Source organism: Haloferax marinum, from assembly GCF_009674625.1.
Classification (GTDB): Archaea; Halobacteriota; Halobacteria; order Halobacteriales; family Haloferacaceae; genus Haloferax; species Haloferax marinum.
In genome coordinates this window covers 1,565,650-1,580,039 of record NZ_WKJQ01000001.1, presented here as the reverse complement: position 1 = coordinate 1,580,039, position 14,390 = coordinate 1,565,650, and the positions used below count along the sequence as shown (strand labels likewise).

The window sequence follows — 14,390 nt, the reverse complement described above, 5'->3', positions numbered from 1 at the left end:
CGAAGACGATAGGGTTCACTACCTTCGACCCATAGTGTCGGTATGCTCGTCGTCGTCTCCGACACACACAGCACAGACGGCCACCGTCTCGCGAGTCGAACGCTCGACGCGGTCAGAGAAGCAGACCTCGTCGTCCACGCGGGTGACTTCATGCGCGAATCGGTCCTCGACGCGTTTATCGACGAGTCCGAGCAGTTTCTGGCGGTCTACGGCAACAACGACGCCTCCGAGATTCGCGACCGAATTCCCGAGGCACGAAACTTCACCTACGGCGGCGTGGAGTTCGCGATGACACACACTCGCCGCGGCGGTGGGACGGCGCTCTCACTCTTCGGCCGGGAGCGCGGTGCTGACGCAGTCATCTTCGGCCATAGCCACCGACCGACGTTCGACGGCACGGGGGCGATTCCACTCCTCAATCCGGGGAGTCACGCCCAACCGCGAGGGCACCGAAAGGCACACGCGGAACTCGAACCGCTCCCCGGCGGTGGGTTGCGGGGAAGACTCGTCACTGTCGATGGTGAGGTGTTCGACACGTTCCGTGTCGTGCCCGGCGGGAACTGACGAAGGTGTTGGTGGGGCCGAAGAACCAGCGGGAACAGGGTGGAGGGCACGGGCTCGGCGTTCCGAGGCACGTCGGAAGACGACGACGGTGGGCAGGGGCACCGGTTGGGGGGCAGTGGGTCCGTCGCCGTCACCCCGAACGCGGCCTCGTACACAGTCCTACGGGAGAGCAGGTCAAATACGCACCGTAAGCTAAAACGGCCGTTTTAGTCACGAAGTACGCCGACTGCGACCCACACGAGCAGGACGGTCAGTCCGCCGAGGAAGAACATCGCTCCCGGCGAGGGGACGCCAATCGTGTCGGTGACGCCGGGAGACCCGCTCGTGAACTGCGCGGCCGTTTCCGTGGCCGTCTGGACTGCTGTCGTCACGGATTCTGTTGTCGTCACGGATTCTGCTGCCGTCGCTGGTTCGTCAGTCGGGGCTGGTGTCGGCGTCGAGGCCGCCGTCTCCGTGACGGTTCGAGTCGCCTCCTCGGCGACGGTCTGAGTCGTCTCCTCGGCGACAGTCCGAGTCGCTTCTTCGGTGACAGTCTGGGCTTGGTCTGCTGATTCGGTCGTCGTCGACTCCGCGATACTGTACCCGCCGTCGCCTTCGGCGGTCGTCGTCGCGTCTGCAGCAGTCGTCTCGCCCCCGCCTCTCGAGTTCACTCCGATATCTTCCCCTTCGTAGCTAACCGCGACGTCCGAACTCGTCGATTCGTTCGCCGCGCCTCCACTCCCGCCAGCACCACCACTGTCACTCGCTTCGGTACTCTCTGCACTCCCACCGTCGGCCCCGCCCGTCGCAGCGAACGGGAAGACGCTCCCCGTCCGAGCGAGTCGGTTCACCACGACACCGCCGACACCGAGGACGCCGATACCGCCGATGAGGCGGGAGAGTGCGCCTTTGAGGCCACGCGTCTCGTCTTCGCGGCCGGCGACGACGACGAGTGCGCGGTCGGAGGGCGTGTACACCTTCATCTCGCGGCCTTTCTCGGAGTAGCGGGTGTCGACGACTTCGATGAGACCCGCGTCAGAGAGATTTCCGAGGTGGTACTGGACGTTCTGGAGTGAGGTGTCCACGTCTGCCGCAAGTTCCGAGGAGGTTGCGGGGGCCTCGTGGAGTGATGCGAGAACCGACCGAGCGGTCGAAGACGAGATGGCAGCGAGGAGTTCGTCGGCCTCGTCGCTGTCGAGACCGATGACTCGCGGGTCTCGGCCTTCCCGCTCGTCGTCGAGGTCACTGGAGTTGGAGGGTATCAGGTCGGCCATCTATCCGCGTTACTCCCGGTCCACCTAAAAAATATTAGTATCTTGTTACGTCCCGACGCCGAAATTGCTATACCCAGGGCACTCGGAATCCTCGCACATGCCCGACCCTCTGGTCGTAGACGGCGTCGTCGACTTCCTCGTTGGAGACCCAGTGTTCACTGGGTTGCTCATCGTGATGTTGCTCTTCGTCTTCTTCGCATATCTTCTCGTGCGGCGAACGCTGCTCGGACTGCGCGAAGGCTACGATGACGCAAGACGCCGGTAGGATGTCGTCGACTGCCCGGAACAGAACGCGAGGTGCGAGTCTGTGGTAGCAGTCGGAACGCTCGCGACGCTCGTCGTCGCCGCACTCGCGAGTCTCTTTATGGCGTGGGCAATCGGGGCCGGGTCGTCCGGTTCGACGCCCTTCGCGCCTGCGGTCGGTGCGAACGCTATCTCGGTGATGCGCGCTGGGTTCGTCGTTGGCTTGCTCGGCTTTGCCGGCGCGATTCTTCAGGGTGCCAACGTCACCAACGCGGTCGGCACCGAACTCATCGGCGGCGTCACACTCACGGTTACGGCCGCAGTCGTAGCACTGCTCACCGCGGCGATACTCGTCGCACTCGGCGTCTTCGCCGGCTACCCAATCGCGACTGCCTTCACCGTCACCGGTGCGGTCGTCGGCGTCGGACTCGCGATGGGTGGCGACCCCGCGTGGGCGAAATACCAGCAAATCGTGACGCTGTGGGTGCTCGTCCCGTTCGTCGGGGGTGGTGCGTCGTACGCCACTGCTCGAGCGCTTCGCTCAGAGCGGTTCTCCGAGACGGCGACGGTTCCGGTTCTCGCCGGAATCGTCGGTGTCCTCGTCGCCAACATGGAGTTCGCTGGCCTGGGCACGGACGGGTCGTCTGCGTCGCTGGCCCGCGCGTCGGCCGTCGGACTCGCTGGCACTGGATTCGGAGAGTCGGTGTGGTTCGTCGCGAGCGTCCTGTTCGCTGGCGTCGTCGCAGCGGCCATCGTCGGTCGCTGGATGCGCACCGACCCGACTCGTGGTCAGCGCCGATTCTTGCTCGTCCTCGGCGGGTTGGTCGCCTTCTCTGCTGGCGGGAGTCAGGTCGGACTCGCAATCGGTCCGTTAGTTCCCTTGCTCGACGCCGTCACCGTCCCGTTGGTGGCGCTGCTCGTCGGTGGTGGGGTCGGCCTCCTCGCCGGGTCGTGGACGGGTGCCCCACGGATGATTAAAGCACTCGCACAGGACTACTCCTCGCTCGGTCCACGGCGCTCGATTGCGGCGATGATTCCATCGTTCGCTATCGCACAGACGGCCGTCGCCCTCGGCGTTCCCGTCTCGTTCAACGAGATCATCGTCAGCGCCATCATCGGGTCTGGATTCGCCGCTGGTGGGTCCGGTGTCTCGAAACAGAAGATGGTCTACACCGTCCTCGCGTGGGTCGGGTCGTTGGTTCTCGCGTTCGGCCTCAGCTACGGCGTCTTTACGCTCGTGTCAAGCGTACTATCTGTGTGAACGTTCGCGCTCTCCGGGTAGCCCTCGCCAATCTCGTCGCCGCCCTCTGGGCGGGATTCGGTGTCTATCACGTCGCGATGGCTATCGTCACCGGACTCTCTCTCCGTGGATTCACGTTCGGTGCGGTCGGTCTCGGCGGGTTCTTCCTGGCGATTCGCTTCCGTACGCGTTCGGCCCACCTCAGCGACGGCACCGCAACCTCGCGTGGATTGGTCGTGCTCACGCTCGTCTCGCTCGTGCTCGTCTTGCTTTCGTTTACGCTTCTCGGCTAAAACAGGCCGGTCGAATCGGTGTCGGACTGGACTGCAGTTATCAGGCGTCCGGTTCGACTTCTGCTTCTTCGTCGTCTTCGTCTTCGTCTTCGTCGTCGTCGACGCCGACGTTGGTTCGGATGCGCGCTTTCATGATGCGCGTGTTGTCCACCTGTTCGATGCGGATGACGATGTCGCCGTACGTTATCTCCTCACCTTCTTCGACGAGGCGGCCAGCGCGGTTGAAGATGAAACCGGCGAGCGTCTCGAACTCCTCACCCTCCGGGAGTTCGATGTCGAGCATCTCGTTGACTTCGTCGATGTTGACCTCGCCGCGGACGAGGAAGGTGTCCTCGTCGACTTCCTCGAACGGTTCTTCCTCGTCGCCTTCGAGGATGTCTCCGACGATTTCTTCGACCATGTCTTCGAGCGTGATGAGTCCCTCGGTGGTCCCGAACTCGTCGATGACGATGACCATCTGCATCCGGGTGTCTTGCATCTCGGCCATCAGTTCGTCCACGTTCTTCGACTCGGGGACGTGGAGGGTCGGCGAGACGATGTCTGCGAGGCCGACGCCGCGTTCACCGTAGTACTTCTCGCGGACGAGGTTCCGGATGTTGACGATGCCGATGACGTTGTCGAGGTTCCCGTCGTAGACGGGGACGCGTTCGTGGTCTGCCTGCACACAGGTCTCGATGGCTTCGTCGATGGTGGCGTCCTTCGGAACGGCGGTCATGTCGAGACGCGGCGTCATGACCTCTTTCGCGATGGTCGAGTTGAACCGGAAGATGCGGTCGAGCATCTCGCGTTCTTCTTCTTCGATGACGCCCTCGCGTTCGCCCGTCTCGATGAGGTTCTGAATCTCGTCACGCGTGACGTACGTCGTCTCGATGGCGGTCTGGCCGCCGGTGATGCTGTTGATGATCCGCGTCAGGTAGTCGAAGAAGACGACCAACGGGAGCAACAGCAGTTCGGCGTACTTCAGCGGACGGGCGATTCTGAGTGCCCACGACTCCGTGTTCTCGACCGCGTAGGACTTCGGTGCGCTCTCGCCGAACAGCAAGACGAGCGTGGTGATACCCAACGTGGAGATGAGCACCGACTCACCGGGTCCGAAGTTGAGAACGGCGAGGAGTCCCGTCGCCAGCGCCGACATGGCGATGTTGACGATGTTGTTGCCGACGAGAATCGTGACCAAGAGTCGGTGTGGGTCGTCTTTGAGCGCTTTGACGCGCGTCGCTCCGGGGACCCCGTCTTCGACGAGCGAGTCGACGCGGTGTTTCGCGAGCGAGAACATCGCGATCTCGGAGGAAGAGAAGAACGCCGAGAGTGCGATGAGGACGAGAATCGCAGCCCCACCGAGGACCGTGATTGTCGTGTCGTCCAGCGGGACGTTCGAGACCTGTGCGGCCGTGAGGAACGTGGCTGGAAGTGGTAGTAGCGGCGGCAAACCCATGTAACTATACAGTCTTGCGTGGGACCGGAATTAAGAGTTGCCCTCGGCGTCACCGCCAGACCGTAGCGAGGTCCAGGAGAACGCTCGGACACTGTGCGCCATTGCGGCGGGGATGCCCGCGAGCGAAGGGCTTAGGCGGGGGTCTTCCCAATGTGCCCCCATGTCAGACGACCAGCCGGCGATTACGCTGTATCGGTTGCAGGCGTGTCCGTACTGCGAGCGCGTCGTTCGCGTCCTCGACGAACACGGACTCGACTACCGCTCGCGCTTCGTCGAACCGATGCACTCCGACCGAAACGTCGTCAAGCGCGTCTCCGGGAAGCGAACTGTCCCTGCCCTCGTCGACGAGAACACGGGTGTCACGATGTCCGAGTCCGCCAACATCGTCGACTACCTCGAACGCACCTACGGCAACGGGGAGGTGGCATAATGGTCGACTTCGACGTGGTCGAACTCCCGCCACACGACGCACCGGACGTCGGCGACACCGCCCCCGATTTCACCCGCCCACTCGTCGACGAGGAGTACTGGGAGGACGCGTCGCTCTCGGACCTGACCGACGAAGGTCCCGTCTTGCTCGTGTTCCACACGATGGACGGCGCGTTCCCCTCGACGTACATCTGGAACAATCTGCGTGACCGCGGTGTCCCCGAAGAAGTCCAGACCGTCGGGGTCTCTATCTCCTCGCCGTACGAGCACAAGACGTTCCTCGCAGAGCGCGGTGTGGACGCACGACTCTTCTCGGACCCCGCGGCCGACGTCGCGACCGACTACGGTATCGAAAACGACCTCGACGACATGACGGGTATCACCGAACACCGCCCCGCCGTCTTCCTCCTCGACGAGGACCGCGAAGTTCAGTACCGATGGGTCGCAGCGCAGTGGCCGGACTTCCCGGACTACGACGAAATCGTCGCCGCCGTCTCCGACGCCTAATCCCGTTTCGTCGGCCACCTCGTCTCGTTTCATCGACCGCCTCTACTTCGTTCCATTCCGTTTCATCGACCGCCTCTACTTCGTTCCATTCCGTTTCATCGACCGCCTCTACTTCGTTCAATCCCGTCTCACCGACCGCCGTCACCCCGTTTCGTCACGCTTTTTCGCTCGTCTCGCATCCCCTCGGCTATGAGCGACGACGACCTGACGGAGGCGGCCGCGGCCATCCGCCGTGGTGAGGCCGTGGTCTATCCGACCGAGACTGTCTACGGGATGGGCGCGGACGCGACCAACCCCGACGCCATCGAACACGTCTTCGAAATCAAGGGCCGTTCCAGGGACAAACCGCTCTCGGCGGGATTCCCAGACGTCGACGCCGCACTCGAATACGTCGTCGCGGACGAGACGGAAGAAGCGTTCATGCGCCGGTTCCTCCCCGGACCCGTCACCGTCGTCGTCGAACGCCGCGACACGCTCTCGGACGTGCTCGTCGATGGGCGGAGACGAGTCGGTGTGCGCGTCCCCGACCACGAACTCGCCCGCGACCTGTTCCGCGCGGCCGAGACCCCCGTGACGGCGACCAGTGCCAACCGGTCGGGGACCGGCAGTATCACCCATCCGTCGCAACTCTCCGACGAGATTCGCGACGCCGTCGCTGTCGTCCTCGACGGTGGGACCACACCGGGAACCGAGAGCACCGTCGTAGACCCCGGACGCGGCGTCGTCCACCGACGCGGTGCGATGGCAGACGAAATCGAGGCGTGGCTCGAAGCCAACGACTGACCGAGCGCAGCGAAAGCGACCGAGTGTGGTCACCGGCGAAACAGTGACCGTAACGTCCGCGTTTTCACCCCACACTGTTCTCGATAGGCGCACTCGTCGCACTTCGCGGAGTCGCGGAGTCGCGGCGGGACGAAGTCGAGTTCCCGAGCGATTCGAAGTGCCCGCCGATACGCTGCTTTGTTTCTCGTCGTGAGGCGGACGGTTCGGACGACGCCGTGGGCAGGGTATTCGACGTAGGCGGTCGGGACCTCGCGCTCGCGTTCCCACGCGAGCGCCTTCGCTAGCGCGACGGCCCGGACTCGTTGCGGTTCCCAGACGCCTCGCTCGGGTGGCATGCCCGGTGAGACGACAGACGGTACCACCGGGTCGCCGACGAGTTTGTGTGCGACGCCCCGACAGTCTTTCCCCGTGAGTAGAACCTCCCGGTCGAGTGGCTCCGTCAGTACGTCCCACTCGTCACGCTCACTGAGGCGTCGGAGATTCTGGCGATACGTCGTGGGCGTCGCCGCCAGCGGACGGGTCGAAAGTTCGTCGTCGCTGGCCGTGAGGAGCGTCGGATACTCGAACGCGAGGGCGCGGATTTCACGGACTGCGGGCGGTGGTTCGCGGTCCTCGTCGCGGCGGGCGTAGTGGAGTTGGCGCGGACAGTACGCGGCGCGAGCGAGGTCAGACACGGCGATTCGATTCGGCACGACGGGTCTGGCCTCGGTTTCGTATATGAACCTTCGCCGACGGACTGTTGTAGAGGATTGGGTCTTTCGTAACTAGGTGGTTCACGAATGAAGCTGTGAGAGATGGTAATTGGCGTTGTCAGACGAAATAGTGGTTTTTGGGCGACGTTAGTATTGCGCGCTGATGGGAATACTATCTTAAGACTTAATTGGACACACCTGAGAACTGTCGACAACAGCCTGGTCGTTTCGCCACACACGAACTCGAACGATGGTCTCTCTCCGCTCTTCCGATGGTTGAACTGCTCTCGCTCGTCCTCGTCGTCGTCGCCAGTTCCGTCAGTCTGTTCATGGCGTGGATAATCGGGGCCGGGTCGGCGGGTGCGACGCCCTTCGCACCAGCGGTTGGCGCGAACGCCATCTCGATAATGCGGGCGGGTCTCGTCGTCGGCGTCATCGCGTTTTTGGGTGCGCTCGTTCAGGGTGAGAGCGTCTCGTCGGCTATCGGAACCGGTCTCATCGACGGCGTCTCGTTGTCGCCGGTGGCGGCAGTCGTCGTGTTGCTCCTCGCGGGTGGACTCATGGCCGCCGGCATCGTCACCGGGATACCCATCGCAACAGCGTTCACCGTCACCGGTGCGGTCATCGGTATCGGCGTCGCCCTCGGCGGCACACCTGCGTGGGCGAAATATCAGGAAATCGCGTCGGTGTGGGTACTCACCCCGTTCGTCGGCGGTGGACTCGCCTACGGACTCGCGCGGTTGCTCTCTCGCGAGTGGGCACCCGAGTCTATCTGTATCCCGGCGTTGGCCGCGAGTGTCAGCGCAGTCGTCGCCAACATCGAGTTCGCCATGCTCGGTGGGGAGACCGGCGGCCAGTCACTCGCTCGTGCGCTCGGGGCGTCACTCGCGCCGGCCACTGCTCACGGGTCACTCGTCGTGACACTCTCGTTTGCGGTGGTCGCCGCTACGCTCGTGCGTCTCGATATCCACCGAGACGAGCACCGGGCGATGAACCGATTCCTGCTCGCACTGGGGTCGCTCGTCGCCTTCTCCGCCGGTGGGTCGCAAGTCGGCCTCGCCGTCGGCCCGTTGCTTCCGCTCTTCGATACCATGGCGATTCCGCTCTTTGCGGTCCTCTTCGGCGGTGGAGTCGGGATTCTGGTCGGCGCGTGGATGGGCGCACCGCGGATGATAAAGTCGCTCTCGCAGGATTACTCGTCGCTCGGGCCACGCCGGGCAATCTCCGCGTTGATTCCGTCGTTCCTCATCGCGCAGGTCGCCGTCTTCCTCGGTGTCCCTGTCTCGTTCAACGAAATCGTCGTCTCGGCTATCATCGGGAGTGGTGCGGCTATCACCGGTGGGGCGGGAATCAGTCGCGCGAAGATTCTCAAGACGCTCGGTGCGTGGGTCGGGTCGTTCGTCCTCTCGTTCTCCACCGGCTATCTCCTCTTCACCGTCGTCTCGATGGCCTCGTAGCAGGTGCTTCGACTGCGACGCCGCTTCGACGAGTCGACTCCTCCGACGAGTCGGTTCTGGTGTCAGCTGAGTGGTTTAATACGCGCCTCCTCCTACGTGTTCCCTATGGCTTCGACCCCCTCCCTCTCTCCGCTCCGGATGACGCGCCCAGAACTGGCAGTGTTCGTCTCCGGCGTGACGAGCATGGGGTTAGAGATTCTCGCGGGTCGGATGATTGCCCCCGAGTTCGGAAGCAGCATCTACACGTGGGGGAGCATCATCGGCGTCTTCCTCGCGGCACTGAGTCTCGGCTATCACCGTGGCGGCCAGCGAGCAGCGTCGGCGTCGAACGACAGTCTCGTCCGTGTCTTCATCGCCACGGCCACGTACATCGCCGGTGTCATCCTCTTCGGCGACATCCTCTTACAGTCGACGGCGGGACTTCCCATCCCGAGTCGGTTCGCGTCACTCCCCGCGATTACGCTGCTTTTCGGCCCACCGACCTACCTCCTCGGCTACATCAGTCCGTACGCGGCAGAGCTCTCGGGACGCTCTGAAATCGGGGCGGCGTCGGGACACGTCTACGCGGTGGGGACCATTGGAAGCATCGTCGGCGCGTTCGCGACCACGTTCGTCCTCATCCCGTCGCTGAGCGTGCCGCAAATCGGACTCGTCATGGGTGTCATCTCGGTCGGAACCGCTGTCGTCCTCGCTCGTCCGAACATCACTCGACGGGAAGTGTACTGGAGCGTCGGCGTCAGCATCCTGCTCGTCGCCGCCACCGTGAGCGGTGGCATCGGCCTGGATAGCGCTGGAAGGACCGTCTACCACACACAGACCGCGTATCAAGAACTCCGCGTCGTCGACGCCGGCGACACCCGGACGCTCTATCTCGACCGCCAACCCCACAGCGCGATGGATTTGGACGACCCGACGCGGCACGTCTTCGACTACACGTCGTACTTTCACGTCCCGTTTCTCCTCTCGGACGACATCGACCGGGTGTTGTTCGTCGGTGGTGGCGGCTTCACCGGCCCACGGGTGTTTCTGGAGAAATACCCCGACGTGACCGTCGACGTCGTCGAAATCGACCCCGAAGTGGTCTCGGTCGCAAAGGAGTACTTCCGGGTCGAAGAGTCCGACCGCCTCAACATCTACACGATGGACGGCCGGCAGTACCTCCGAGAGACGAATCAGACGTACGACCTCATCGTCCTCGACGCCTATCGGAAAGACAAGGTCCCGTTCCAGTTGACGACGGTCGAGTTCATGCGACTCACCTCGGACCGCCTCGACGAAGACGGCATCCTCTTTGCGAACGTCATCTCCGCGCCGTCGGGTCCCGCCTCGCAGTTCTACCGCGCAGAGTACAAGACGATGCAGGCGGTGTATCCGCAGGTGTACAGTTTCCCCACCGCCGGGAGCGTGGTCGTCCAGAATATCGAGGTGGTGGCGACGAAAGACGCGACGCTCGTGACACGCGACGACTTACAGGCGCGAAACCAACAGCGTGACGTCGGCATCGACCTCGCAGCGGAGATATCGTCCTACCGGAACACCGAACCCACCGACGACGTCCCGCTCTTGCGAGACGACCGCGCGCCAGTCGACAGTCTGCTGGACCCGATGGTGGGCCAACGCTACGTCGTTCAGAAAGCGAACGAGAGCGAAGAAAACGAGACGACCACCGAGACAGCGTCGATTGCGGCGGTGTCGTAGCGACCGGAACACGAGCACACCACGTGTTTTCGTGAAGTTTTGGCCGTCCGGTCGACACATAATCCGTCCGAGACACCGACTGGGCACCCCGGTGAGATATGTTGACATCCAGTAGTGTATGTGGGATATTTGTTACCATTGTTCCACCGTGCTGACGAAAAAATCCAGGAAATATGACGACTACCGACAAATGATGTCTGAGAATCGACAAAACCTATATTCGAGTGAACGGGAAACCTCCCTCGTATGGAAAGCTCCAGGGGTGACAACGTGGAGCCGTTGGACACGTCTTCGGGAGCGCGAACCCTCGAGGTAGTATTCGAGGTGGAACTCGCGAACTGTTCCTGTCCCCTTTCGAACTCGGACGAGAGAATCGAGAACGTCCACAGCCAAATCTGCGATGGAGTCTGTCACGCCGAGGTGACCATCCAAGGCGACGGCAACGGCCAGGTGGTCCACGCGACGAACCGTGTCGGAGAAGCGTGTCTCTGCCTCGCGTTCAACGACGTCGGGTGTGTGCCACGAATCAAGGGTGTCTCCGACGACGTTCTCCTCGTCGAGACGTATCTTTCGGACCGGTCTGTGATCAGTGAGTTGGTGGACCGAATCAACGCCGTCGCCGAGAGCGTGAGCTTGCGACGACTCACCAGTCGAAAACCGTCCGATTCCGTAAAATCCGACCCGACGACGATAGACCTCTCGCGACTCACAGCGAAACAGCGAGAAGCCGCGACGCTCGCCGTGAGCGAGGGCTACTACGAGACACCCCGACAGACGACGCTCGACGAGCTTTCGAACACACTCGGTATTTCGAAGTCGGCGTTTTCAGAGCGGCTGAGCATCGTCGAATCGAAGCTTGCGACCGCAGCGTTCGACCCCTAATCTGGTTCTGGAAGCGTTCGACCCCTAATCTGGTCCGCTCCGACGTCTTCCAACCGCGTGTCGATGACACTCATATGTCGAATTTCCGACTGTGAGTGGTTGTCTCGGCATTTTGCGACCCCATTATAAAAGACCGGATTATCCGGCGGACGGCCTACCGAGTTCGGCTTCTAGAGACTAGTTGTAGCCATGAGCGACCCACAAGAGCCGAGATTGACGCCACTTCCAGAGTGGGAAGAAGAGGCAGCCGAGATTCTCGATGGCGTCGACTACGACGCTGATTTGGGAATGCGGATGGCTCGCGACGCGATTCGCGTCTCGAACGGCGAGATGACTGACGCCGAATTTCACGAGAAATACCACGACGAGGTAGTCGCGGAGTTTGGCGAAGACAAGCGACCAACTGAACCAGAGGGATTCTAAGATGAGTAACGGAGACGGCGTGCATCGACGTGACGTGTTGAAAGCCGGCGGTGCTGCTGCTGCGCTCGGGCTTGGTGGCAGCGGCTTCGGCAAGACACTCGTCGAGACTGGTGACGACCCGGCGTCGAAGCAGAACCCAGGCGTCGACAGTTTCGTCGGCCAGAACGAAGTGATTCAGACCGTCTGTTCGCCCAACTGTCGTGGGAAATGTCCCATCGACGTCCACGTTCGTGACGGTCAAGTAAAGAAAATCGAACCACACCCGCCAGAAGACGAACGGTACAAACGTGCGTGTGTCCTCGGACTGTCGCACACCCAGCGCGTCTACGACCCGACGCGGCTGAAGTATCCGATGAAACGGACGGACTGGTCGCCGGACGACCCCAACGGGGCCGGACGGGGTCCGGACGCCGAGTTCGAACGCATCGAGTGGGACGAGGCACTGGACCTCGTCGCCGGCAAGATGCAGTCGCTGAAATCGGAACACGGCGCAGAGAGCGTCCTCTTCCACGAGGGGTCGGGTAACTACGGACAGACGGGCAAGTCGTTCAACCGACTGGCCTCGCTGTTCGGTGCGACCCAGTCGGGATGGGGTATCGACGCGAACGTCGGCCGTGGGTTCAACCGGGTCACTGGCGTCGGCTTCTTCCTCCCGCCGACCAACGAGGCCGAAGACTGGGAGAACGCGAACACCATCATCGTCTGGGGGTCCGACATCTTCTCCAGCCAGTTCCAGATGGACGCCTCGAAGATTCTCGACGCGGTCGAAAACGGGGCGAAACTCGTCGTCGTCGACCCGGTGTACACGACGACGGCGGCGAAAGCCGACCTGTGGCTTCCCGTCAAGCCTGGCAAAGACGTGTATCTCGCGCTCGCGATGATGCACACGGTCTTCGAAGAAGGGACCTACGACACCGACTTCGTCCGGAGCCGGACGACTGCGCCCGCACTGATTAACAAAGACACCGGCGAGGTGCTCCGCGCGAACCAGGTCTTCGAAGACGGCAGCGAAGACCAGGTCGTCGCCATCGAGCAGGGGACCGAAGAACCGGTCGCACTCGAACCCGAGACGGGCGGTGCGTACGCCCTCTTCGGCGAGTACACCATCGACGGTGTCGAGTACGTGACCGCGCTGACGACGCTCAGAGAGCACGCAGCGAAGTACGCACCCGAGAAGATTGCAGAGAAGACCGGTGTCAAAGCGCAGAACATCCGGACTGCGGCGCGTTGGCTTGCGACCCGTGGCCCCGGTGGCATCGCACCGAGTTACGCACTCGGCCGGTACACCCACGGCCACATCTTCGGACAGGCGTACGCCATCTTGATGGCGCTGACGGGCGACTACGGCCGCAGCGGGAACATCCACGCCCACCACTCCGGTGGGACGGTGCTCAGCGCCGGCGACTGGGCTGCACCCGAGGGGTCGAACCCTGGGCCGAAGATGTACTTCCCCGACTACCCCGCCTCGATGTTAGACGGCGACCCGCACAAGGTCAGAGCCGTCTACTCCATCGAGTCGAACATGATGGGGAACCAGTTCCCCGACCGCAAGAAGTTCAAGAAGGCCATCGAGAGCCTCGAGATGTACGTGGTCGCGGACATGCACCACACAGACACGGTCCAACACGCCGACATCATCCTCCCCGTGCCACACTGGTTCGAACAGGAGGACATCGCCTCGGGATGGGGTTCACACCCGCACCTCGGCTACCGGCACAAGGTCCAAGAACCGCTCTGGGAGTCGAAAGACGACTACTACGCGATTCGCGGCATCGCAGAGCGCCTCGGCTACGGTGACCGGTTCCCCGAGACGAAGCGCGAGATGCTCCGCGAACTCGTCAGCAGAGACGACGACATCGACTTCGAGACCATCTTCGAACAGGGAACCCAGCGGAAACAGAGCGTCTCGGTCATCAAGTACACCGACGCGTTCCCGACGCAGACTGGTCGTCTCGAACTGTACAACGAGGACCCACCGAGTGAGAAGGGCGTCTCGTTCGACCTGCCGCGCCCGGTCGAAGACCGGACGGCCGACGACTACGAGAAGGCAGACCAGTTCCCGCTGATGTTCATGCAGAAACACAGCAGGTTCCGCATCCACTCGCAGTACGAGATGGTGAACTGGGTGCGCGAAGTCAACCCAGAACCGCAGTTGGACATCCACCCGCGGGACGCGAAGGCCCGCGGTATCGGCGACGGCGACTACGTCCGTGTCTACAACGAACGCGGTGAGATGGTCGTCAAAGCGAAGTACAACGAGGCGTTCCAGCCCGGTCTGGTCAACACCGACCAGGGGTGGTGGTCTCGTGACTACGTCAGGGGCCACCACAACGACCTGACCCACAACGAGGTCAGCGAGGTCGGCCAGACGATGGCGTTCTACGACGTCCGCGTCGAGGTCGAACCGGCACCCGACGTCGACGCCGAGATGTACGAAGGAAACAACCCACGCGGAGCAGCTGCTGAGGCTCCGCGGACAGGAGGTGACTGA

The 14,390-nt window shown here is 62.7% G+C and carries 15 protein-coding genes; 12 read left to right on the top strand and 3 right to left on the bottom strand.

Annotation, left to right across the window (positions count from 1 at the left end; translation table 11 throughout):
- The first annotated feature begins 42 nt into the window (after positions 1-42).
- Positions 43-564 (top strand): metallophosphoesterase, encoded by a 522-nt coding sequence (locus GJR99_RS08075; RefSeq protein ID WP_151110997.1) that lies wholly within the window; start codon positions 43-45, stop codon positions 562-564.
- 206 nt (positions 565-770) lie between these two features.
- On the opposite strand, the gene GJR99_RS08070 is transcribed toward GJR99_RS08075, so the two are convergent.
- On the bottom strand, positions 771-1,817 hold the full coding sequence (locus GJR99_RS08070; protein ID WP_151110995.1) for a helix-turn-helix domain-containing protein: 1,047 nt from the start codon (positions 1,815-1,817) through the stop codon (positions 771-773).
- Between the two features lie 97 nt (positions 1,818-1,914).
- Here GJR99_RS08070 and GJR99_RS17425 point away from each other — a divergent pair, with 97 nt between their 5' ends.
- The 3 genes from GJR99_RS17425 to GJR99_RS08060 are packed head-to-tail and all read left to right on the top strand — an operon-like array spanning position 1,915 to position 3,593.
- Positions 1,915-2,082: a DUF7859 family protein gene (locus GJR99_RS17425; RefSeq protein ID WP_191967091.1), complete on the top strand. Its 168-nt coding sequence runs from the start codon at positions 1,915-1,917 to the stop codon at positions 2,080-2,082.
- 42 nt (positions 2,083-2,124) lie between these two features.
- Entirely contained in the window at positions 2,125-3,321 is a 1,197-nt protein-coding gene (locus tag GJR99_RS08065) for an inorganic phosphate transporter (protein ID WP_151110993.1), read from the top strand.
- Positions 3,318-3,593, top strand: a complete 276-nt coding sequence (locus GJR99_RS08060; RefSeq protein ID WP_151110991.1) for a hypothetical protein — start codon at positions 3,318-3,320, stop codon at positions 3,591-3,593. Before GJR99_RS08065 ends, GJR99_RS08060 begins: the two co-directional genes overlap by 4 nt.
- A 40-nt stretch (positions 3,594-3,633) precedes the next feature.
- Here GJR99_RS08060 and GJR99_RS08055 read toward each other — a convergent pair whose 3' ends face one another.
- Positions 3,634-5,028, bottom strand: a complete 1,395-nt coding sequence (locus GJR99_RS08055; RefSeq protein WP_151110989.1) for a hemolysin family protein — start codon at positions 5,026-5,028, stop codon at positions 3,634-3,636.
- Between the two features lie 160 nt (positions 5,029-5,188).
- On the opposite strand from GJR99_RS08055, the gene GJR99_RS08050 reads away from it, so the two are divergent.
- From GJR99_RS08050 to GJR99_RS08040, 3 genes are all read left to right on the top strand, one after another.
- Positions 5,189-5,458 (top strand): glutathione S-transferase N-terminal domain-containing protein, encoded by a 270-nt coding sequence (locus GJR99_RS08050; protein ID WP_151110987.1) that lies wholly within the window; start codon positions 5,189-5,191, stop codon positions 5,456-5,458.
- Positions 5,458-5,964, top strand: coding sequence for a redoxin domain-containing protein (locus GJR99_RS08045; protein WP_151110985.1), 507 nt, complete (start codon positions 5,458-5,460; stop codon positions 5,962-5,964). The genes GJR99_RS08050 and GJR99_RS08045 overlap by 1 nt, the downstream gene beginning before the upstream one ends.
- Before the next feature lie 189 nt (positions 5,965-6,153).
- On the top strand, positions 6,154-6,747 hold the full coding sequence (locus GJR99_RS08040) for an L-threonylcarbamoyladenylate synthase (RefSeq protein WP_151110983.1): 594 nt from the start codon (positions 6,154-6,156) through the stop codon (positions 6,745-6,747).
- A gap of 29 nt (positions 6,748-6,776) precedes the next feature.
- Here the strand turns inward: GJR99_RS08040 and GJR99_RS08035 are convergent, their stop codons facing one another.
- Positions 6,777-7,439, bottom strand: a complete 663-nt coding sequence (locus GJR99_RS08035; RefSeq protein ID WP_151110981.1) for a CRISPR-associated protein Cas4 — start codon at positions 7,437-7,439, stop codon at positions 6,777-6,779.
- 272 nt (positions 7,440-7,711) lie between these two features.
- On the opposite strand from GJR99_RS08035, the gene GJR99_RS08030 reads away from it, so the two are divergent.
- The 5 genes from GJR99_RS08030 to GJR99_RS08010 all read left to right on the top strand — a co-directional run bounded on the left by GJR99_RS08030 (position 7,712) and on the right by GJR99_RS08010 (position 14,390).
- A complete protein-coding gene (locus GJR99_RS08030; RefSeq protein ID WP_151110979.1) occupies positions 7,712-8,896 on the top strand; it encodes an inorganic phosphate transporter in 1,185 nt (394 codons plus the stop codon).
- A gap of 105 nt (positions 8,897-9,001) precedes the next feature.
- Positions 9,002-10,594: a spermidine synthase gene (locus GJR99_RS08025; protein WP_151110977.1), complete on the top strand. Its 1,593-nt coding sequence runs from the start codon at positions 9,002-9,004 to the stop codon at positions 10,592-10,594.
- A 246-nt stretch (positions 10,595-10,840) separates the two neighbouring features.
- Positions 10,841-11,476: a helix-turn-helix domain-containing protein gene (locus GJR99_RS08020; protein WP_151110975.1), complete on the top strand. Its 636-nt coding sequence runs from the start codon at positions 10,841-10,843 to the stop codon at positions 11,474-11,476.
- A 189-nt stretch (positions 11,477-11,665) separates the two neighbouring features.
- The gene (locus GJR99_RS08015; RefSeq protein ID WP_151110973.1) at positions 11,666-11,899 is read left to right on the top strand and encodes a 4Fe-4S ferredoxin N-terminal domain-containing protein; all 234 of its coding nucleotides are present in this window, start codon (positions 11,666-11,668) and stop codon (positions 11,897-11,899) included.
- Between the two features lies 1 nt (position 11,900).
- Entirely contained in the window at positions 11,901-14,390 is a 2,490-nt protein-coding gene (locus GJR99_RS08010) for a molybdopterin-dependent oxidoreductase (protein WP_151110971.1), read from the top strand.